Below are 20,886 nucleotides of genomic sequence, written 5' to 3' on the forward strand. Positions count from 1 at the left end.
CTGCGATCAGCCCTCGTCGAGAGCTGCACGGCGTTCGGCAAGGTGAACGATCAACGCCCGGCCTTCGGTCAAAACAGGCTGCCGAGCAGGTAGCCGGTATAGCCGCCGAAACAGCACAGCAGTACAGCACCCTCGATGCGGTTGATGCGGCCAGGGCCCCTGAAACCGAAGCCGATCACGGCCAGCGACAGGGTCAGTACGGCCATCACCAGGATATCCCGCTCGAGCACTTCGGGGCTTACCGCCATCGGACTGATCATGCCGGCGATACCGACCACGGCCAGGGTGTTGAAGAGATTCGAGCCGAGCACGTTGCCCAGGGCTATATCGTGTTCGCCCTTGCGGGTGGCCATGATCGACGAGGCAAGCTCCGGCAGCGAGGTGCCGACGGCAACGATGGTGAGGCCGATTATCAGGTCGCTGACGCCGAAGCCCCGGGCGATCTCGACCGCACCCCAGACCAGTACGCGCGAACTGAGGATCAGCAGCGCCAGTCCCACGACCAGCCACAGAACGGCGCGCTTGAGCGGCATGGCGTGACTCACCAGTTCCTGATCCATTTCCCGCGCCAGCGCATCGTCGTTGCGGCCGAGGCCCTGCCAGACGGTCCAGACCATCAGACCGGCGAACATCGCCAGCAGGCTAACGGCATCCATCCGGCTCAGCTCGCCGTCCCAGAGCTGCCAGGCGGCGAAGGCCGTGACCAGCACCAGGATCGGCAGCTCCCGGCGCAGCACCCGGGAATGGACGGCGATCGGGCTGATCAGCGCCGTGAGTCCGAGAATCAGTGCGATATTGGTGATGTTGGAGCCGTAGGCATTGCCCAGCGCGATGCCGGGGTTGCCCTGGGAGGCAGCCAGCGCCGAGACCAGCATCTCCGGTGCGGAGGTGCCGAAGCCGACGACGACCATGCCGATCAGCAGGGGAGGCATGCCGAAATAACGCGCGGTGCAGGCCGCGCCCTCAACGAAACGATCGGCGCTCCAGACCAGAAGCCCGAGGCCGGCCAGGATGGCCAGAACAGCCAGTGTCATGCGGTTGTAAACCTGTTACAGAACGGTCAGCGTTAGCTCCGCGCCGGGGCAATCAGCGGCGGAAAATATGGAGAATGGCGAGGGTGATCGGTGCGGCGCTGGCGGGGTGGTATTCCTGTGCGGCAATGGACGGAGCGGTTGCAACGAAGTCCCGATCATATCGAGTCCCGATGTCGCTGAACAGAAGCCCTGGGCCCTTTGGCAAAAAAATTTTCATTGGGCTCAGGGCGGGTTCTGTTCAGGCGCAGGGGGCGGGGCCTTGCGCAAAGAGCGCCGTCGATAACACGACGGCTTTCGATCCCTAGACCCGGTCTAGCGGCAGGCCCCGGTCGAGAAAGGCCGCGATATTGGCCTTGAGCCGCAGTGCCGCATCCTGCGTTGTCCCCGGCGTATTGCTGATCCGGATACCTCGGGTGCGGGCGGCATCGAGGTCAATATGGTCGGTTTCGACGCCGGCGGTCGCGATCAGCTCGACCGTGGCGGGCAGTCGGTTGATCAGGCTGGCATCGACCGAATCGCCAACGGTACAGGCAAATACGCGGGTGCCGGGCGAGATGCAATGTCCGGCCGTGCTCAGCCTGCCCAGTGTGACCAGTTGGCTGGCCAGTTCCGGGGGCATGTTGGGACTCAGCGCAATCTCGACCGTCTGTGTCATTGTTGTTCTCCGATACTTTGCTGCAAGGATTGCCGATATCGACAGGCGGTCCCGACGCGGCCTGCATCCGCCTTTTGGAACCTGTCGAACGCATCATCGTTTATCCTGCGCTTGGGCAGTAGCGCCAGTGTATCGTCCGTGACTGGGCCAGCTTCCACCATGGCGGCGATTGCGTGAGGATGTACATCAAGGGCGCGCCGGATGTGTTGCTGCCTTATGCGTGCCAGGCCGTCGAAGGTGACGTCTTCACGCCGTTCGACGGTCACGGCCGGCACGCCCTGAATCTCGCGGACTGGCTGAAACTCGTGATGGTGCGAAGGGCGGCGCGCAGGTCGTGCTACACCGCTTAGGTGAAGGCCTTCCAGCGGCCGTTAAGGGGATGGGAAAGGCGAATCCGCCGCCAGTAGCGCGGTGATCTCGTCTTCAGGGGCCGGCCTGTAAAAGTAATAACCCTGTACCAGGTCGCAGCCTTCGTCCTCTAGGAAATCCAGCTGTTCGCGGGTCTCGACACCTTCCGCCACGACGCTGAGCTCGAGCTGTTTCGCCAGCGCGAGCACCGCGCGGACGATGGCGACGCTTTCGGCGTCGCCGGGAAGGTCGGTGACGAACGTCCTGTCGATCTTGAGGACATCGATCGGGAACCGCTTCAGGTAGCTCAGGCTCGAATAGCCGGTGCCGAAATCGTCGAGCGAAATAGAGATTCCGCAATCCTTCAATTTCTTAAGCAACTGCCGCGAGGTCTCCGGATCCTGCATCAGGGCCGTTTCGGTAATTTCGATCTCCAGGCAGTCGGGTGCAAGCTGCCGTTGCTCGAGCACCGCCATGACGTTTTCCACCAGGGTGCCCTGACTGAACTGAAAGGCCGAGAAGTTCACCGCCATCCGTGGTGGTGACGGCAAGCCGCTGTCCTGCCAGTGACGGGTCTGACTGCAAGCCTCCTCCAACGCCCAGTGGCCGAGCGGCAGTATCAGGCCCGTCTCTTCGGCTACAGGTATAAAGCGCGACGGTGTTATGCTGCCCTGCTGCGGATGCTGCCAGCGCATCAGCGCCTCGACGGCGACGATGCGACGGCTCGCCAATTCGATCTGGGGCTGGTAGGCGAGGGTCAGTTCATGGTTTTCGACCGCCAGTTCCAGGTCCTGCTCCAGTTTCAGTCGCGCGTCCCGCCGGGTGTGTATCTCGCCGGAGAACAGACGGCAGAGGCCACCGCCTTCCTCTTTGGCCTGATACATGGCCGAGGTGGCGTTTTGTTGCAGTTCCTCGGGTTGTTCGCCGTGGAGCGGGTACAGGCTGATGCCCAGGCTGGCACGCACAGGGAACGTATAGCCCGACAGCGTCACGGCCGGTGCAAGGGATCGCTGGATCCTTTGAAACGCCTGTATCAGCTCGAGGTTGGCGGTCAGTTTTGGCAGGATCACGGCGAACTCATCGCCGCCCAGGCGGGCCACCACATCGTGCTTGCCGGCGCCTTGCTGCAGCCGTTCGGCGACTATCTGCAGCAATCGGTCGCCGGCCGTGCGGCCGAGGCTTTCGTTAATCTTGCGAAACCGGTCCAGGTTAACGTGAACCAGGCCCAGACCATAGCCGGTCTCGGCGGCCATACGAATGAGCTGTTCGAGGCGGCGGAAATAGAACCCCCGATTGGGCAGAGCCGTGAGGTCATCGTAGTGCGTCATATAGTGTATTCGGCGCTCCGCCTTGCTACGCTCCCGCCGCGCTTCGGACTCCCGCAATTCGCGGGGTACGGCCGCCGACAGCCGCCTGAGGTTGTCCTTGAGGATGTAATCCTGGGCACCGGATCGCACCGCCTCGACGGCGCGCTCCTCGCCGATCGTGCCGGAGACGAAAATGAAAGGGAGATCCGGGGCCCATTGACGCACCTGTTGCAGCGCCTCGATTCCGTTGAACGACGGCATGGTGAAATCGGAAAACACGATCTGCCAGGATTGCTGCAGTGCTTCGGCCAGGTCCTGGCTGTTGTCGACGCAACGATAGATCGGCTCGTAGCCGCTGCGTCGCAGCTCCCGGACCAGGATCTGGACGGCGTCGTCTTCGTCCTCGATGATCAATGCCCTCAACGGTATCCTGTCCATGGTTCTTCCTCCTGTACCGACCTTCGCATGCCGTGCGCTCGAAAGCGGAATCTACGTCACTGGATAAACTTAGACCAGTGGCGGCGAATATAGAAACATTCTGTATGCATATTATTGGCGGCCAGTACATCCTGGCGGCACTATTCGCATCGGAGGCGCTCGGCCAGGGTGCCAAAACGGCATGGGACCGGTCGACGGCACCGCCGACCGGGGAGCCGGCCAACCCTCTGAAGATACTTTCGATACCAGCAGGCTTCGCTGAGAACGGGGGCTGCCGCTGGGAGATCATAGATGAGCAAACCGCATCACGCCTTCAGTGACTAAGAGGGTCGGAAGCTGTACTGCGCCATCTTCGAACGTCGCGACGTCCGCTCGCAGTTTCTGCCTGATCGTTACCCGCCTCGCCCGGACGCTCGTGCAGCCGGAGTCGACATCTCCGTTGGCCGACCTATGCCTCGGCTATGTCGGCGAACGCCTGGTACAGCCGGAGTTGCAAGCCAGGGGCTGGCGTGCGCGCTTGCCACTGAAGGAGCTGATGCACCACCCCGGCTGGCGTCAGGCGCCGGCGTCGGTACATCCGCTGACCGCCTGGCTGTCGTGCCGCCGGCAACGGAACTAGACCGCAAAAATGTGCGCCCACGGATTGCGTCTGCGGCGTTAATTGCTTTAGGATGCCCCGCTGTAGACAGGTGCCCCTCGGCGCGAGGGGATAATCGGGAAGTATGGTGCGGCCCCAGGCCTATCCCATCGCTGCCCCCGCAACGGTAATACATGAGTCGTCTGCGAATACCACTGGCGTACGCCGGGAAGGTGCAGGCAAAGGCGCGATTCCTGCGAGTCCGTCCTCATGGAGCCCGGAGACCGGCCTGTCATTTCATTCAATCCAGAGACGGTGCGGTGGGCACCGGGGGATATATCATGTCTGCTAATCTGTCTTCCTCCTCGGAGCGGGCTGCCCGTTCCGGTTCCAGGGCGTTTTCTCTGCTGCAGCAGGGCGCGGCCGTGCTGTTCGGTGTCGTGGTGCTCTATGCCGTTGGCTTCCTGCCGATGAGCGCGGCGCATAACGCGGCGCACGATACACGGCATGCGTTCGTGTTCCCCTGCCACTAACCCACAGACCGCTTTCTTCGTCGCAGTCGTCACTGCGCCGGGCTTTCGGCGTGGCGTCTGTGCGTTGCCAGAATTCGCTTTGGAGAGAAAACCATGTTCCGTTCCCTGGTGTTCGGCGCCTGTCTTATCGGCCTCGTGCTCGGGCTGACAACGACCGCGCTGCAGTCCGTTGGCGTAACCCCCATTCTGCTCGCCGCCGAGCAATACGAAGTCGACGAAGCCCCCTGTCGAGCGCGGTCGGTAGCGGCCACAGCCACGACCATTCGCATGGCGAGGCCGGCACCCATCAGCATGATGCAGAGGCCTGGGCCCCGGCCGACGGTGCCGAGCGCCTCTTCTACACCGCGGTGTCCAACGTCTGCGCCGGTATCGGTTTCAGCGCCATCCTGCTGGTGGTGATGAACCAGCTGCGTGAGCGCGGCCGGCTGCAGCTGTCGCCGGGCCGCGGCCTGGCCGTTGGCGTTGCGGCCTATCTCGCGGTCTTCGTCGCACCGTCGCTGGGGCTGCCGCCCGAGATTCCGGGTGCCTCGGCCGCGGCGCTCGAATCGCGCCAGCTGTGGTGGCTGGCGACCGTCATCCTGGCTTGTATCGGGCTTGCTCTGCTGATGCTGGCGAAAAGCTGGCGGCGACTGCTCGGGCTGCCGTTGCTGCTGCTGCCCCAGGCCTGGGTGCCGACGCACCAGGGGCCGCTGTTCGCCAATCCCGATCCGCAGGCCGTGGCGGCGCTGACGGCGCTGCATCGCGAGTTCATCCTGGCGTCGGGTTTGACCAACCTGGTGTTCTGGCTGCTGGCCGGCGTGCTCTGTGCCGTAGTGCTCAAGCGCAGTGTCACGGCCACGGGCGAGGGGACCGATGTCGCCGCTGCCTGAATTCCCCTTTGCCGCCGTGGTCGGCCAGAATGCGCTCAAGACCGCGTTGCTGCTCAATGCCGTCGATCCAGGGATTGGGGGCGTGCTGATCAGTGGGCCGCGGGGCAGCGCCAAGTCGACGCTGGCGCGGGCGCTGGCGGCGATCCTGCCCGATGAGCCCGGGGGCGTCGGCCTCCGTTCGTCAACCTGCCGCTCGGTGCCAGCGAGGACCGCCTGACCGGCAGCCTGGACCTGCAGCAGGTGCTGTCCGAACGCGAGGCGGTATTTCAGCCCGGGCTGCTGGCGAAAGCCGATGGCGGCGTGCTCTACGTCGACGAGGTCAACCTGCTGCCCGACACCCTGGTCGACCTGCTGCTCGACGCGGCCGCGCGCGGCGTCAACAGCGTCGAGCGCGACGGCATCAGCCATACCCACCCGGCACGCTTCAGCCTCATCGGCACCATGAATCCGGACGAGGGCGAGCTGCGGCCGCAGCTGCTCGACCGTTTCGGGCTGTGCCTGGAGCTGGGGGCGGCGGTCGGGATGCAGGAGCGCATCGCCATCGTGCGCCAGCGCGAGGTTTTCGAGCGCGACCCGGAAGCCTGCCTGGCGGAGCTCGAACCCGCCCAAGCCGCGCTGACGCGGCGCATCGAGCGGGCGCGGCGCGGTCTCGCGGATATCGCGGTGGCGACCTGGGTCTACGAGCATATCGCCACCGGCTGCGAGGCCGCCGGCGTCGAGGGCCTTCGTGCCGACGTCACCTGGCACCGGGTGGCGCGGGCCCACGCCGCCTGGCGCGGTGCGCAAAGCGTGGCGCGCGTGGACCTGGATGCCGTCGAGCCCTGGTGCTGGCGCACCGCCGCACCAGGGCCCCCGATTCTTCCGCGCCGCCGCCGGATCGCGACATCGACCGTGGCCCGGACGATAGCAGCGGCAATGCGTCCAACGAACCGAGCGCTGGCCGCGAATCCGCGGAGCAGGGACAGTGGGGCGCCATGGCCCCGCTGGCGCAGCAGTCGGTCAGTATGCAGGCGCCGGCGCTGCCCGCGCTTACCGGTGAACAAGGCGTGAAGCCGCTGCACGCGGCGCCATCCGCAGGAAGGCGCAAGGGCCGGCAGCGTGGCCTGCACCGGAGCCCGGGCGACAGCCGGCATCCGGACTGGTTCGCGACCCTGGCCGCCAACCGCGGCCATTGGCCCTGGTCACAGCTGCGTTTTCGAAAGGCCCGTCGCGGACAGCCGCTATTGCATCTGGTGCTGCTGGATACCTCAGGCTCCACCCTGGGACGACGCCTGCTGGGCCGTGCCAAGGGACTGGTGGACGATCTGGCGCGGCAGGCCTACGCCCTGCGCGAGCAGTTCGCGGTGCTCGGCTTCGGCAACGACGAAGTGACGCCGATCCTGGCGCGGCGGCGCGCGCCGAAGCAGATGCGACCGCTGCTCGACGGTATCGGCGGCGGCGGCGGGACGCCGATCCGCGCGGCGATCGAGCGGGCGGCGCGGCTGATCCGCCAGTGGCGGCGGTGCGAACCCGGCCTGCAGGTCCGCACCTACCTCGTGACCGACGGCCGTACCCGTGAATCCCTCGACGGCCTGCCGCCGCTCGACGACTGCGTGGTGATCGATACCGAGCAGTCCGCCGTCCGGCGCGGGCAGGGCGCGCGCATCGCACAGCAGCTGGGCGCGCTGTACCGGCCGCTGCCGCAGCTGGAGTTCGCATGAGCCACACCCGATATAACACGAAACAACCGATGCCGGAGGCTGCGACTTGCCCCGCGGTCTTTATCGCCGCGCCGGCGTCCGGGCAGGGCAAGACCACCGTCACGGCGGCGCTGGCCCGGCTGCTGCGCAACCGTGGCAAGCAGGTACGGGTGTTCAAGACCGGGCCGGACTACCTCGATCCGCAGGTGCTGGCGCAGGCCTCCGGCCAGCCGGTGGATCAGCTCGACCTCTGGATGGCGGGCGAGGCCTACTGCCGGCAGCGCCTGTACGAGGCGGCCCGCGAGGCCGACCTGATCCTGGTGGAAGGCGCCATGGGGCTGTTCGACGGCGAGCCGTCGAGCGCGGATCTCGCGGCGCGCTTCGGCCTGCCGATGGTCATCGTCATGGACGTCAAGGGCATGGCCCAGACCGCGGCGGCGCTGGTGGCGGGCCTGGCGGGATTTCGCGACGATATCCGCATCGCCGGGCTGATCGCCAACGCCTGCGGTTCGCAGCGCCACCGTGAGCTGATCGAAGCGGCACTGCCGGCCTCGGTGCCGATGCTGGCCGCGATGGCGCGCAACCCGGACCTGGCGCTGCCGGAGCGGCACCGGGGCTGGTGCAGGCCGACGAGATCCGCGACGACCTCGAAAACCGCTTCGAGGCCGGCGCCCGCGCGCTGCAGGCCGAGGGGCTGGACCAGGCCCTGCTGCAACTGTCGCCGGTGACCTTCGAGGCTGTCGACAGCGTTGCCGCCAAGACGCTGCCGTCGATGCAGGGTCGCGTTATCGGCGTGGCCCGGGATGCCGCCTTCAGCTTCATTTATCAGGCCAATCTTGACCTCCTCGAGCGCATGGGCGCGAGGGTTCGCTTCTTCTCGCCGCTCGCCGACCGCCATTTGCCAGCGTGCGATGCGCTCTGGCTGCCCGGTGGCTACCCGGAGCTGCACGCTGCGCGTCTGGCCGAGAACCAGACCCTGATGGACGCTATCCGCCGCTTTCACGCCGCCGGCAAGCCGATCCTCGCCGAGTGCGGCGGCATGCTCTACTGCCTCGACTCGCTTGCCGGTTACGACGAGCGCAGCCACCCGATGCTTGGGCTTTTACCGGGGCATGGCTGGATGCGCGGGCGCAGCGGTTGCCAGGGTATGCAGACCGCCGAGTTGCCGGAAGGGCCGGTGAGGGCGCACGCCCATCACCGCTCGGTGGCGGACGGCACCCCCGAACCCATCGCCCACGGCCGGCGCCAGCGCCACCCCGCGCCGGGCGAGGCGATCTACCGTGAAAGGCGCCTGACCGCGTCCTACCTGCACCTGTTTTTCCCCGACAACCCCGTCGCTGTGGCCCGCCTGCTGGGCGCTGAAACGGCGGCCGACATCCAGGCCAAGGAGGCTGACGCATGCAACTGAACAAGATTCCCGCCACGGTGGTGACCGGCTTTCTCGGCAGCGGCAAGACCACGCTGCTGGCCGGCATACTGCGCCAGGTCACTGGCAAGCGCATCGCGGTGATCGTCAACGAGTTCGGCGAGCAGGATATCGATTCCAGCCTGCTGCGCAGCTGTGCGCTGGACTGCGACGATGCCCAGCCGGTGTCCGAGGACGACGGCATCTACGAGCTGGCCAATGGCTGCATCTGCTGCACCGTGGAGGAGGAGTTCCTGCCGGTGATGAAAAAGCTGGTGGAGCGCCGCGCCGATATCGACCACATCCTTATCGAAACCAGCGGGCTGGCGCTGCCGAAACCCTGGTGCAGGCCTTCAACTGGCCCGAGGTGCGCCAGCACTGCACCGTCGACGCCATCATCACGGTGGTCGACGGGCCGGCGGTTGCCGCCGGTCGTTTTGCCAGCGATGTCGACAAGGTCGAAGCCCAGCGCCGCGCCGACGAGAACCTCGACCACGATCCCAGCCTGCGCGAATTGCTGGACGACCAGCTCAGCGCGGCCGACCTGGTGCTGGTCAGCAAGACTGACCTGCTGGCGCCGACTGAGCGGGAGCGGGTCGAGGCGCTGGTGCGTGCACGGGTCTCCGACTCGGTGAAGACGCTGTTCATCGACCAGACGCTGGCAGAGGATAAGGGCGGGCTCGAAGCCCTGATGGGCATCGGCGCGGCGAGCGAGGAGGGTATCGATGCGATCGACAACCACCACGACCGCCACCACGCCGAAGGTGCACACCACGATCATGCCCACGACCACTTCGACTCCTGCGTGATTCGCCTGGGCGAAGTCGATGCCGCGGTGCTGGCCGAGCGTCTGCAGCAACTGCTGACGGCTTACCCGATCTACCGCGCCAAGGGCTTCGCCGCCATTCACGGCAAGCCGATGCGCCAGGTGGTGCAGGCCGTGGGCCAGCGCCTGGACTGCTATTTCGATCGCCTGTGGGCGCCGGGCGAGCCGCGCGGCACCCAGATCGTCTTCATCGGCAAGGGGCTGGATGTCGACGCGTTGCGCCAAGCCCTGGCCGGCGCCGAGCTCGCGGCGACCGCCTGATGCACCTGTTCGCTGCCAAGCCCGGAGGCTTCGTCGACGATGAAGGCATCGTCGACCTGCAGCAGAGTCCCGCCGAGATCGTGATCCTGTCCGCCGCCGACAGCAGCTTGTCGGCGCTGGCGCAGGCGGTCGAGCGTCTCGGTGACGGCTACCCGACGGTACGGCTGGCGAACTGGATGAACCTGGTCAAGCCGGCGGCCTACGACCTGTACGAGGACCGGGTATTGGAAGGTGCGCGGCTGGTGATCCTGTCGCTGCTCGGTGGCAGCAGTTACTGGCAGTACGGGTACGAGCGCCTGCTGGCCTGGGCGTCCGCCGGCAAGGGGCGCCAGCTGATCCTGGTGCCGGGCTGCGATGCGCCGGACGATGCCCTGCTGTCCGCCTCCAGCGTGCCGTTCGAGCTGGCGCGGCGGACCTGGCGCTACCTGCGCGAGGGCGGGACCGACAATGCCGAGCAGCTGCTGCGTTGCGTCGGCGCCGAGTGCCTGGGGCTGGCACTGGACTGGCGCGAGCCCCGGGCGATACCCGCCGCGCTGCTGTATTCGCCCGGCGATGGCCGGGAAACGAGCCTGGGCGAGTGGCGGGCGCAACAGGCGCCCGGTCGCCCGGTGTGCCTGTTGCTGTTCTACCGTAGCCACCTGCAGGGCGCCAACACCGCGGTGCTGGACGGTCTGATCGAGGCGCTGCGCCGCGAAGGGCTGGCGCCGCTGCCGGTGGCAGTGGCGTCGCTCAAGGACGAGGCCTGCATCGCCTTCGTCAACCACCTGATCGAACGGACCGGCGCCCTGCTGGTGATCAACACCACCAGTTTCGCCGTCAACCGCAGCCCGGACAATCTCGATATAGCAGCTGCCACCGAGGAGGCGTCGCTGTTCGCCGGCCGGCCGGTGGTGCTGCAGGCGATCCTGTCGAGCAGCACCGAGGAGGACTGGCGGGCGCAGGCCGGCGGCCTGCGCAGCCGCGACCTGGCGATGCAGGTGGTGCTGCCGGAGATGGACGGGCGCGTGATCGCCCGGGTGGTGGGGTTCAAGGCCGAGGCGCACTACAGCGAGCGCTGCCAGATGGCGGTGATCCGGCATCAGCTGCATCCCGAGCGCGCCGCCTTCGTGGCCGAGCTGGCGCGGCGTTTCTGCGACCTGAGGCGCAAGCCGAACCCGGCCAAGCGACTGGCACTGGTGCTGGCCAACTACCCCAACCGTGACGGCCGTATCGGTAACGGGGTCGGGCTCGATACGCCGGCCTCGACGCTGCAGATCCTGCACGCGCTGGTCCGGGCGGGCTACCCGGTGAGCGGCGTGCCGGAGAGCGGCGACGCCCTGATCGAGTTGTTGCAGGGCGCCATCACCAACGATCACGACAGCCTGGACCTGCGTCCCTGCTGGCAGAGCATCGCGCTCGACGACTACCTGGCCTGGCTCCACACCCTGCCGGAGGGCGCCCGGGCCGCGGTTCAGGCGCGCTGGGGTGCGCCCGAGCAGGATCCTAAGTTCCGCCGGGGGCGCCTGATGATCGCCGGGGTGCGGCTCGGCGAGACCTTCGTCGGCATCCAGCCGGAGCGGGATTTCATAGACGACCCGGTGCAGAGCTACCACGACTCCGAACTGGTGCCGCCGCACAGCTACCTGGCGTTCTACGTCTGGCTACGCGAGCACTACCGGGTCGATGCCGTGATCCACGTCGGCAAGCACGGCAATCTGGAGTGGCTGCCGGGCAAGAGCACGGCGCTGTCCGCCGACTGCTGGCCCGATATCGCGCTGGGGCCGCTGCCGCATTTCTACCCCTTTATCGTCAACGACCCGGGCGAGGGCGCCCAGGCCAAGCGCCGCACCCAGGCCGTGATCATCGATCACCTGATGCCGCCGCTGGCGCGCGCCGAACTCTACGGCGCCATGGCGGAGCTGGAAGCCCTGACCGACGAGTACTACCAGGCGCTGGGGATGGACCCGCGCCGCGAGGCGCTGCTGCGGCAGCGGATCCTCGAACACCTGCGCCGGACCGGCATCGACCGCGAGCTGGCCCAGAACATCGCCCGTGACCTGGACAGCTCCGACGACGAAACCCTGCTCAACGAGCTGGATACCTACCTCTGCGATATCAAGGAGGCCCAGATCCGCCATGGCCTGCATATCCTCGGCACGCTGCCGGATGCGGACAAGCTGGCGGGCACCCTGGTCGCAATCCTGCGCCTGCCGCGCGGCGAGGCGCCCGAGCATCGCGGGCTGCTGCACAACCTGGCTGACGACCTGGGGCTCGGCGCCCGGGACGGCGGCTTCGATCCACTGAGCGCAGACGCCGAGCCCTGGGCCGGGCCCAGGCCCGCGGTACTGGCGGCGCAGTGCGCATCCGCCTGGCGAAGTGCCGCCGACACCCGCGAGCGGCTGGAGCTGCTGGCGCAGCGGCTGGTGGCCGAGTACGTCATCGGCGACGGCGATCCCGATCGCCTGGCTCGGGACTATCCCGCCACCGCTGTGCAGTGCCGCTACGCGCGCGAACGGGTCTGGGCCGCGATGCGGCGCGGTGCCGCGATGGAGATCGGGTCACTGCTGGACGGCCTCGCCGGCTATTGCGTGCCGCCGGGCCCGAGCGGGGCGCCCAGTCGCGGGCGCCTCGACACCCTGCCCACCGGGCGAAATTTCTACAGCGTCGACAACCGTGCCATCCCGTCGCCCGCCGCCTGGGCGCTGGGCGAAAAGTCGGCGCAGGCGTTCGTCGAGCGCTACCTGCAGGACAACGGCGACTTCCCGCGCCGGCTCGGGCTCTCGGTCTGGGGCACCGCCACCATGCGCACCGGCGGCGACGATATCGCCCAGGCGCTGGCGCTGATGGGGGTACGGCCGGTGTGGTCACTGGGCTCGCAGCGGGTCATCGACGTCGAGGTGATCCCGGCCATGCTGCTCAACCGGCCCCGGGTCGATGTGACGCTGCGGGTATCCGGTTTCTTCCGCGATGCTTTTCCCAATGTCATCCGCCTGTTCGACGCCGCGGTACAGGCGCTGGCCGAGTATGAGGAGCCGGGCGACGCCAACGGTATTCGCAGCGCCGTACAGGCGCGCCGGCAGGCGCTGGAGGAGCAGGGCATGACGGCGGACGCCGCCGCCCGCGAGGCCAGCTACCGGGTGTTCGGCAGCCGGCCGGGCGCCTACGGCACCGGCCTCAACCGGCTGATCGACGGCTGCCACTGGGACGGCGCCGAGGATCTGGCGGAGGCCTACCTGCGCAGCGGCTCCTATGCCTACGGCCAGTTCCCGGAGTCCGGTGTCGCCGCGCGCGCGGCCTTCGCGCACCAGTTGGAGGGCCTCGAGGCGGTGATGCAGAATCAGGACAATCGCGAGCACGATATCCTCGACTCGAACAACTATTACGCCTTCCAGGGGGCATGGCCAACGCCAGCCGCGTCCTCGGCGGGCGGGCGCCGGCGATCTACCACGCCGATCACGCCAACCCGGCACAGCCGCGCATCCGCACCCTCAAGGAGGAGCTGAACCGGGTGATTCGCTCGCGGGTGCTGAATCCGAAATGGATCGGCGCGATGCGCGAACACGGCTACAAGGGCGCCTTCGAGATGGCGGCGACGGTGGACTACCTGTTCGCCTACGACGCCACCACCGACCTGGTGGCCGACTACCAGTACGCCCAGGTGAGCGACGCCCTGGTGCTGGATCCGGACAACCAACGCTTCCTGCGCCGGCACAACGCCGCGGCGCTGGAGGAGATGGCCGAGCGCCTGCTGGAAGCGGCGCAGCGCGGGCTGTGGCGGGAACCGGGCGAGCAGGGGGCAGCGCTGCAAGAGCTGCTGCTGGAGATCGACGAGGCGCGCGAGACCGGCATGGCGCCTCTTGGTGCAGCACAGGGCGCGGCCCATGGCGGCTGAGGGGCGTGTCAGGGGCTGGTGCCCGGGCGCCTGGCGGCCGATGGCGTCGGGCGACGGCCTGCTGGTGCGCGTGCGCCCCTATCAGGGCCGGCTGAGCCGGGCGCAGGCGCTGGCGCTGTGCGATGCCGCCGAAACCTTCGGCAACGGCCTGATCGACCTCAGCAGCCGCGCCAACCTGCAGCTGCGCGGTGTGTCCGAAGCCGGCTGGCCCGGGTTGCTGGACATGCTGGCCGAACAGGGCCTGCTCGATCCGGACCCGGACAGCGAAAGCCGGCGCAATGTGCTGCTGGTGCCGGACTGGCGGCCGGGGGACGACAACGACGCGGCGGCCCGACTGCTGCTGTCGCGCCTCGGCGAGCTGCCGGCCCTGCCGGGCAAGTTCGGTTTCGCCGTCGACGCGGGACCGGCGCCTGTACTCGGTGCGGCGTCGGCGGACCTGCGCATCGAGCGCGCGGCCTCGAGCGCTCTGCTGGTACGGGCCGACGGCCTGGCGCTGGGCACGCCGGCGGCCTCGGTGGAGGCGGCGGTGACGCTGCTGCTGCGGCTGGCGCACTGGTTCGCCGACAGCGGCGGCCAGGTTTCGGGCCGCATGCACCGGCACCGGGCGCCGCTGCCGTGCTGGGCGCCGGCGTCAATGGCGCCCGCCGCGCCAAGAAGTCCGCTGCCGCTGGGCGCGCACCCGCTGGGCCGGGTCTACGGCCTGCCGTTCGGGCGGGTCGACGCCCCGACCCTTCGTGCCGCGCTCGAGCCCCAATCGGTGGCCGGGGTGCGGCTGACGCCCTGGCGCCGCCTGCTCATCGAGGGGCCGACGGGCCGGCGCCTGCCGGCCTGCTGGACGATAACGGCGATCCCCGGCTGGCGGTGGATGCCTGTCCCGGCGGGCCCGGTTGCGAGCAGGCGACGGTGGCGACGCGGGACCTGGCTGAACGCCTGAGCGGACGACTCGCCGGCTCGGTGCACGTATCGGGCTGTCGCAAGGGCTGCGCCCGCCGCGAGCCCGCGACGCTGTGCCTGGTCGGGCGCGACGGCCGCTACGACCTGATTGTCGACGGCCGCGCGGACGCGGCGCCGGCGGCGACTGGCCTCAACGAATCTGACGTTTTTGCTTACCTGGAGAAATTCGATGCCCCACGTCTATGAAACGGACGGAACGGCGATTTATCGGGAGTCGTTTGCCACCATCCGCCGCGAAGCGGCACTCACGCGCTTCGCGCCGGACGAGGAGCAGATCGCGGTACGCATGATCCATGCCGCGGGCCTGGTCGAGCTGGCGCCGCACATCCACTTCAACGGCGACATGGTGCAGCGGGCCCGTGCCGCGTTGGAAGACGGCGCGCCGATCCTGTGCGATGCCCGCATGGTGTCCGAGGGGTGACGCGTAGCGCCTGCCGGCGGACAACGCGGTGATCTGCACGCTGCACGACGAACGCGTGCCCTTGCTCGCCGAAAAGATGGCCAATACCCGCTCGGCGGCGGCGCTGGAGCTCTGGCGTCCCTACCTGGAGGGCGCAGTGGTGGCGATTGGCAACGCGCCGACCGCGCTGTTTCACCTGCTCAACATGCTCGAGTCCCCGGACTGCCCGCGCCCGGCGGCGATTATCGGCTGCCCGGTGGGCTTCGTCGGCGCCGCCGAGTCGAAGGAGGCGCTGTGGCAGAGCGGGGCGGCTCCCTGCTGCATCGTGCGCGGACGCCTCGGCGGCAGCGCGGTGACCGTCGCCGCCATCAACGCCATTGCGGATCGCCGCGAATGAGCCGCGGCACCATCTACGGCGTCGGTCTCGGGCCCGGTTGCCAGGACCTGATGAGCGTGCGCGCCGACCGCTTGGTCCGACAGGCGTCCCACGTCGCCTATTTCCGCAAGCGAGGCCGCACCGGGCACGCCCGCGGCATCGTCGAGGGTATGTTGCGCGACGACGTCGTCGAGCTGCCGATGGAGTACCCGGTCACTACTGAGATCCCGTTCGAGGACCCGCGCTACAACGCGCTGCTGGCGGATTTCTACGCGGGCTGCGTCGCGCAGCTGGCGGCGCTGGCCGAGGCGGGCGAGGACCTGGTGGTGCTGTGCGAGGGCGATCCCTTTTTCTACGGCTCCTTCATGCACCTGTACGCGCGGCTGCAGGGCCGGGTGCCGGTCTCGGTGGTGCCCGGGATCACCGGCATGTCCGCCGCCTGGACCGCCACCGGCCAGCCGGTGACCTGGGGCGACGACATCCTCACGGTGCTTATGGGCACCCTGCCGGAAGCGACGCTGGCCGAGCGCATTGCCGATACCGACGCCCTGGTGGTGATGAAGATCGGCCGCAACCTGGACAAGCTGCGGCGGGCGCTGGCGCGGTCCGGGCGCGAGCAAGAGGCTTGGCTGGTCGAGTACGCCGCCATGGCGCAGCAGCGGGTGATACCGCTGCGCGAGGCCGGCGACAGCGCGCCCTACTTTTCCATCCTGGTGATCCACGGCAACGGGAGGCGGCCATGAGTGGCTGGCTGAAGATCGCCGGGCTCGGTCCCGGCGCCGATTTGATGGTGACGCCGGAAGTGTCCGCCGCGCTGGCCGATGCCACCGACGTGGTCGGCTACGTGCCCTACGTCGAACGGGTGGCGCCGCGGCCGGGCCTGGTGCGCCACGGTTCGGACAATCGCGAGGAGATCCGGCGCGCGGAGGCGGCGCTGCGCATGGCCGGCGATGGGCGCCGGGTCGTGGTGGTGTCTTCCGGGGATCCGGGCGTGTTCGCAATGGCCTCGGCGCTGTTCGAGGCGCTGGAGGCCGGGGATCCGGCGTGGCGCGCGCTCGATATCCAGGTGCTGCCGGGGGTGTCCGCGATGCTCGCGGCCAGCGCCGGGCCGGCGCGCCGCTGGGGCACGACTTCTGCTGCATCAACCTGTCGGACAATCTCAAGCCCTGGGCGCTGATCGAAAAGCGGTTGCGGCTCGCCGCCGAGGCGGATTTCGTGATGGCGTTCTACAACCCCCGTTCGGCGTCGCGACCCGAAGGTTTTGCACGGGCGCTGACTGTGTTGCGGGAGGCCTGCGGGCCACAGCGACTGATCCTGTTCGCGCGCGCGGTGTCGACGCCGGAAGAGTCGCTGCGGGTGACGACGCTGGGCGAGGCGGAGCCGGAGATGGCCGACATGCGCACCCTGGTGATCGTCGGCTCGAGCCTGACGCGGTGCATCGAGCGCGACGGCGACGCGCTGGTTTATACGCCGAGATCCGTCGTATGAGCGAGCCACGCCAGCACGGCCTCGACGCTGTGCGCTTCCTGCCGTGGCGGCAGCTCGGGCCGGTCGATCATCAGTACCGGCAGGTCGAGCCTGCGTGCGGCTTCGAGCTTGGCGGCCGCGCCCTTGCCGCCGGCATTCTTGCAGACCAGGCGCTCGATTCGATGCTCGCGCAGCAGCGCCAGGTCGCCCTCCAGCGTGAAGGGGCCACGGTCGACGACGGTGCTGTGGCGGGGCAGCGGCGCCGACACCTCGGGGGCATCGACCAGCCGCAGCAGGTAATGGTGCTGCGGTTGCGCGGCGAAGCTCGCCAGATGCATGCGGCCGATCGCCAGCATGATCCGCTCGGCGGGGCCGTCGAGCGCCGTCACCGCCGCTTCGACGCTGGCGACCCGCTGCCAGCAATCGCCCTCGACCGGCGCCCAGGGCGGCCGCGTCAGCGCGATCAGCTCGACACCGCTGCGCGCGGCGGCCGCCACGGCGTTACGGCTCATCTGCGCGGCGAAGGGGTGGGTGGCGTCGACCAGGTGGGTGATGCCCTGGTCCACCAGGAAGGCAGCCAGGCCGTCGGCGCCGCCGAAACCGCCGACCCGGGTCGGCACCGGCTGCGGTTTTGGCGCCGTCACCCGGCCGGCGTAACTGTAGAGGGCGGGGATCGAACCCTGGCTCAGGGCGCGGGCGAGGGCGCCGGCTTCGGTGGTACCCCCAGGATCAGGACCTTCATGATGACTGACGACAAAAGCGCTCCGTGGCTGACAATCGTGGGCTGGGGGAGAGTGGCACAGAGGGCCTGACCACGGCAAGCCGCAGCGCGCTGGAAACGGCGGAGGTCGTCTTCGGCGCGTGCCGCCACCTGCGCCTGCTGCCGCCGCTGACTGCAGAGGTGCGGGAGTGGCCGGTGCCGTTTACCGACGGCATCCCGCTACTGCTGGCCGAACGTGGCCGGCGCGTGGTGTTGCTGGCGTCCGGCGACCCTTTCTGGTTCGGCGCCGGCACCAGCCTGACGCGCCACCTTACGGCCGGCGAATGGCACGCGGTGTCGTCGCCGTCGGCCTTCAGCCTGGCGGCGTCGCGGCTGGGTTGGGCGCTGGAGGGCTGCAGCTGTCTCGGCCTGCACGCCAAACCGCTGACCCGCATCAGGCCCCATTTGCAGCGCGGCCAACGCCTGCTGGTGCTGCTGCGCGACGGCGCGGCGGTGAGCGAGCTGGCGGGCCTGTTGCAACGCCTCGGCTTCGGCGCGACGCGGCTGTGGTTGCTGGAATCGCTGGGCGGCGCCGACGAGCGCATCCGCACGCTGCGCGCCGATGCCGAGCTGCCGGCGGATATCGCCCATCCGGTCGCGCTGGGGCTCGAGATCGAGGGCCGGGACCGGCGTTGCCGTGTACGCCGGGCCTGCCGGATGCGCTTTTCGAACACGACGGCCAGATCACCAAGCAGGCGGTGCGCGCGGTGACGCTGGCCGCGCTGGCTCCGGCCCCCGGTGAACGGCTGTGGGATATCGGCAGCGGCTCCGGTTCGGTGGCAATCGAGTGGCTGCTGGCGCACCCGGACAACCGCGCCCTGGGCTTCGAGTGCAGCGCCGAGCGCGTGACACGGGCGCGCCGCAACGCCCTGAATCTGGGTGTCGACTGGCTCGAAGTGGTGGAGGGCGGGGCCCCCGCGGTGCTGGTGGGCCAGCCGGCGCCGGATGCCGTGTTCGTCGGCGGCGGGCTCTCGGCACCGTTACTGGAACACCTGTGGCAGACCCTGCCAGCGGGCGTGCGCATCGTCGCCAACGCCGTGACCCTGGAATCGGAAGCGCTGCTCGGCGAATGGCAGCGCAGGGGGCGGCGACCTGCTGCGGCTGGAGTTGTCGTCCGTCGCCGCCATCGGGTCGCGGCGCGGCTGGAAGGCGAGCTACCCCATCGTGCAATGGCGGGTGACGCGTTGATCGTCGCGGGATTCGGCTTTCGCCGCTCGGCAACGATCGAGTCGCTGGCCGAGGTGCTGGACCGGCTCTGCGAGCGCTACGGCCCGGTCGACGGGCTGGCGGCGGCCGCGTCGATGCAGGCGCTGGTGCGCACGTTGGGCGCGGCGCGGGGGATCGCCGTGGTCGCCGTAGCAGATGCCGACCTGGCGTCGGCCGACACCCCGACCCAATCCACACATAGCCTGCGGGCTCGCGGCACCGGCAGCGTTGCCGAAGCCGTTGCCCTGATCGCCGCGGGCCCCGCTGCGCGTCTGCTCGGCCCGAGACTGATCTCAGAAGACCGGCGGGCCACCGCGGCCCTGGCTGAAGGAATCATCACATGACCGTACATTTTATCGGCGCCGGCCCTGGCGCACCGGACCTGCTGACCCTGCGCGGACGGGACCTGATCGCCGCTTGCCCGGTGTGCCTTTACGCCGGCTCCCTGGTGCCGGCGCAGGTGCTCGAGCACTGTCCACCGGGAGCGCGCATCGTCAACACTGCGCCACTGTCGCTCGACGAGATCGTCGCCGAAATCGCCGCCGCCCATGCCGCGGGGCTCGATATCGCGCGGTTGCACTCCGGCGACCTGTCGGTGTGGTCGGCGATGGGAGAGCAGCTGCGGCGGCTGCGGGAACTGGATATCCCTTATACCGTTACCCCGGGCGTACCGTCCTTTGCCGCGGCCGCGGCGACCCTGGGACAGGAGCTGACGTTGCCGGGCGTGGCCCAGTCGGTGGTTCTGACGCGCACCTCCGGGCGCGCCAGCGCCATGCCGTACGGCGAGACCCTGGCCAACTTCGCCCGCACTGGCGCCACCCTGGCGATCCACCTGTCGATTCACAACCTCGACCGGGTGGTGGACGAGCTGAGTCCGTTTTACGGCGCCGACTGCCCGGTCGCCATCGTTTGGCGTGCCAGCTGGCCCGATGAGCGGGTGATCCGGGCGCGGTTGGCGACGGTGGCGGCGCAGCTCGATCCGGCGATGAACCGCACCGCGCTGATCCTGGTGGGACCGGCGCTGGCGGCGACGGATTTCCACGACAGCTGTCTCTACGCCATCGGCTACGACCGCCGTTTCCGCCCACAGTCGGCGGACTCGCCCTTTGCCGAACCGGCGCCCGAAGGCGGGGAGCGCGATGCATGATCCGGCTGGCGCTGATCGGCATCGGCACCGGCAACCCGGACCACGTCACCCTGGCGGCGGTGCGGGCGCTGAACGCCGCGGACCTGGTGCTGCTGCCGCGCAAGGGCGAGGGCAAGTCCGACCTGGTGGACCTGCGCCGGCTGCTGTGCCGCAACCTGCTGAGCGAGCCGTCCCGGACCCGGTTAGTCGAGTTCGACCTGCCGCAGCGCGAGGGCCGTGACGACTACCTCGGCGCGGTGGACGACTGGCACGGCGCTATTGCCGCGGTCTGGGGCGAGCTGATGGACCACCACCTGCCGGCGGGCGGCCGGGTCGCCATGCTGGTGTGGGGCGACCCGTCGCTGTACGACAGCGGCCTGCGCATCGCCGCGCGCCTGGGCCAGGCCGGGCGGAACCTGGAGGTCGAGGTGGTGCCGGGCATCACCAGTTTGCAGGTGCTCACCGCCGAGCACCGGATCCCGCTCAACCGGCTCGCGGAGCCGGTGCTGATCACCACCGGCCGGCGCCTGCGCGAGCGCGGCTGGCCCGCCGATGCCGCCTGCGTCGCGGTGATGCTCGACGCAGGCGGCGCCTTCGAGGCGTTGCCGCCTGAGGGCCTGCATATCTGGTGGGGTGCTTATCTGGGTATGGACAAGCAGTGCCTGATCAAGGGGCCGCTGGCGCAGGCCGGCCCGCGTATCCTCGAAAGCCGCGCGGCCCTGCGCGTGCGGCATGGCTGGATCATGGACATCTACCTGTTGGCCCGCACCGGGCCGCGACCCATTTAGCCAGGC

13 protein-coding genes, 8 pseudogenes and 1 riboswitch are annotated in these 20,886 nt (G+C 68.8%); of the genes and pseudogenes, 16 read left to right on the top strand and 5 right to left on the bottom strand.

All coding sequences use genetic code 11. The features are described from left to right. Positions 1-68: 68 nt before the first annotated feature. From ACFQDL_RS25005 to ACFQDL_RS25020, 4 genes are all read right to left on the bottom strand, one after another. Complete coding sequence (locus ACFQDL_RS25005) at positions 69-1,034, bottom strand: calcium/sodium antiporter (protein WP_379911388.1); 966 nt, start codon at positions 1,032-1,034, stop codon at positions 69-71. Between the two features lie 301 nt (positions 1,035-1,335). Next, positions 1,336-1,689, bottom strand: coding sequence for a Rossmann-fold NAD(P)-binding domain-containing protein (locus tag ACFQDL_RS25010; RefSeq protein ID WP_379911389.1), 354 nt, complete (start codon positions 1,687-1,689; stop codon positions 1,336-1,338). After that, entirely contained in the window at positions 1,686-1,955 is a 270-nt protein-coding gene (locus ACFQDL_RS25015) for a hypothetical protein (RefSeq protein ID WP_379911390.1), read from the bottom strand. Before ACFQDL_RS25015 ends, ACFQDL_RS25010 begins: the two co-directional genes overlap by 4 nt. A 105-nt stretch (positions 1,956-2,060) precedes the next feature. Next, the gene (locus ACFQDL_RS25020) at positions 2,061-3,782 is read right to left on the bottom strand and encodes a putative bifunctional diguanylate cyclase/phosphodiesterase (protein WP_379911391.1); all 1,722 of its coding nucleotides are present in this window, start codon (positions 3,780-3,782) and stop codon (positions 2,061-2,063) included. 439 nt (positions 3,783-4,221) lie between these two features. Here ACFQDL_RS25020 and ACFQDL_RS25025 point away from each other — a divergent pair, with 439 nt between their 5' ends. The 12 genes and pseudogenes from ACFQDL_RS25025 to cobJ all read left to right on the top strand — a co-directional run bounded on the left by ACFQDL_RS25025 (position 4,222) and on the right by cobJ (position 17,021). Next, positions 4,222-4,401: a hypothetical protein gene (locus ACFQDL_RS25025; protein WP_379911392.1), complete on the top strand. Its 180-nt coding sequence runs from the start codon at positions 4,222-4,224 to the stop codon at positions 4,399-4,401. Between the two features lie 51 nt (positions 4,402-4,452). Next, positions 4,453-4,666, top strand: a riboswitch (cobalamin riboswitch). Between the two features lie 34 nt (positions 4,667-4,700). Next, on the top strand, positions 4,701-4,892 hold the full coding sequence (locus tag ACFQDL_RS25030) for a CbtB domain-containing protein (RefSeq protein ID WP_379911393.1): 192 nt from the start codon (positions 4,701-4,703) through the stop codon (positions 4,890-4,892). A 59-nt stretch (positions 4,893-4,951) separates the two neighbouring features. Beyond that, positions 4,952-5,761, top strand: coding sequence for a CbtA family protein (locus ACFQDL_RS25035; protein ID WP_379913326.1), 810 nt, complete (start codon positions 4,952-4,954; stop codon positions 5,759-5,761). Further along, positions 5,745-7,461 (top strand): annotated as a pseudogene (locus ACFQDL_RS25040) (ATP-binding protein). Before ACFQDL_RS25035 ends, ACFQDL_RS25040 begins: the two are co-directional and overlap by 17 nt. Positions 7,462-7,490: 29 nt before the next feature. Further along, a pseudogene (locus ACFQDL_RS25045) lies at positions 7,491-8,848 on the top strand (cobyrinate a,c-diamide synthase). Continuing rightward, a pseudogene (gene cobW / locus ACFQDL_RS25050) lies at positions 8,839-9,932 on the top strand (cobalamin biosynthesis protein CobW). Before ACFQDL_RS25045 ends, cobW begins: the two co-directional pseudogenes overlap by 10 nt. After that, positions 9,932-13,803, top strand: a pseudogene (cobN, locus tag ACFQDL_RS25055) (cobaltochelatase subunit CobN). The pseudogenes cobW and cobN overlap by 1 nt, the downstream one beginning before the upstream one ends. Then, positions 13,793-14,737, top strand: a complete 945-nt coding sequence (locus ACFQDL_RS25060) for a cobalamin biosynthesis protein CobG (RefSeq protein WP_379911394.1) — start codon at positions 13,793-13,795, stop codon at positions 14,735-14,737. The pseudogene cobN and the gene ACFQDL_RS25060 overlap by 11 nt, the downstream one beginning before the upstream one ends. Further along, positions 14,707-14,943 carry a hypothetical protein gene (locus ACFQDL_RS25065; RefSeq protein ID WP_379911395.1) on the top strand — a complete coding sequence of 79 codons (237 nt, stop codon included), beginning with the start codon at positions 14,707-14,709 and terminating at the stop codon, positions 14,941-14,943. The genes ACFQDL_RS25060 and ACFQDL_RS25065 overlap by 31 nt, the downstream gene beginning before the upstream one ends. Further along, positions 14,927-15,554: pseudogene (locus tag ACFQDL_RS25070) on the top strand (precorrin-8X methylmutase). The gene ACFQDL_RS25065 and the pseudogene ACFQDL_RS25070 overlap by 17 nt, the downstream one beginning before the upstream one ends. Next, positions 15,551-16,276, top strand: coding sequence for a precorrin-2 C(20)-methyltransferase (locus ACFQDL_RS25075; protein WP_379911396.1), 726 nt, complete (start codon positions 15,551-15,553; stop codon positions 16,274-16,276). The pseudogene ACFQDL_RS25070 and the gene ACFQDL_RS25075 overlap by 4 nt, the downstream one beginning before the upstream one ends. Beyond that, positions 16,273-17,021: pseudogene (gene cobJ, locus ACFQDL_RS25080) on the top strand (precorrin-3B C(17)-methyltransferase). The gene ACFQDL_RS25075 and the pseudogene cobJ overlap by 4 nt, the downstream one beginning before the upstream one ends. On the opposite strand, the gene ACFQDL_RS25085 reads toward cobJ, so the two are convergent. Further along, entirely contained in the window at positions 16,997-17,689 is a 693-nt protein-coding gene (locus ACFQDL_RS25085; protein ID WP_379913328.1) for a cobalt-precorrin-6A reductase, read from the bottom strand. The pseudogene cobJ and the gene ACFQDL_RS25085 overlap by 25 nt on opposite strands. Before the next feature lie 54 nt (positions 17,690-17,743). On the opposite strand from ACFQDL_RS25085, the pseudogene cbiE reads away from it, so the two are divergent. The 4 genes and pseudogenes from cbiE (at position 17,744) to cobF (ending at position 20,880) form a co-directional block, all read left to right on the top strand. Next, positions 17,744-18,948, top strand: a pseudogene (gene cbiE, locus ACFQDL_RS25090) (precorrin-6y C5,15-methyltransferase (decarboxylating) subunit CbiE). A gap of 11 nt (positions 18,949-18,959) precedes the next feature. Beyond that, positions 18,960-19,310, top strand: a pseudogene (locus tag ACFQDL_RS25095) (cobalamin biosynthesis protein); the annotation flags it as partial. Next, a complete protein-coding gene (gene cobM, locus ACFQDL_RS25100) occupies positions 19,307-20,113 on the top strand; it encodes a precorrin-4 C(11)-methyltransferase (RefSeq protein ID WP_379911397.1) in 807 nt (268 codons plus the stop codon). The pseudogene ACFQDL_RS25095 and the gene cobM, both read left to right, overlap by 4 nt. Beyond that, positions 20,110-20,880, top strand: coding sequence for a precorrin-6A synthase (deacetylating) (gene cobF / locus ACFQDL_RS25105; protein WP_379911398.1), 771 nt, complete (start codon positions 20,110-20,112; stop codon positions 20,878-20,880). Before cobM ends, cobF begins: the two co-directional genes overlap by 4 nt. Positions 20,881-20,886 lie beyond the last annotated feature (6 nt).

Source organism: Marinobacterium aestuariivivens, assembly GCF_042661465.1.
In the GTDB taxonomy this organism is placed as follows: domain Bacteria; phylum Pseudomonadota; class Gammaproteobacteria; order Pseudomonadales; family Balneatricaceae; genus Marinobacterium_A; species Marinobacterium_A aestuariivivens.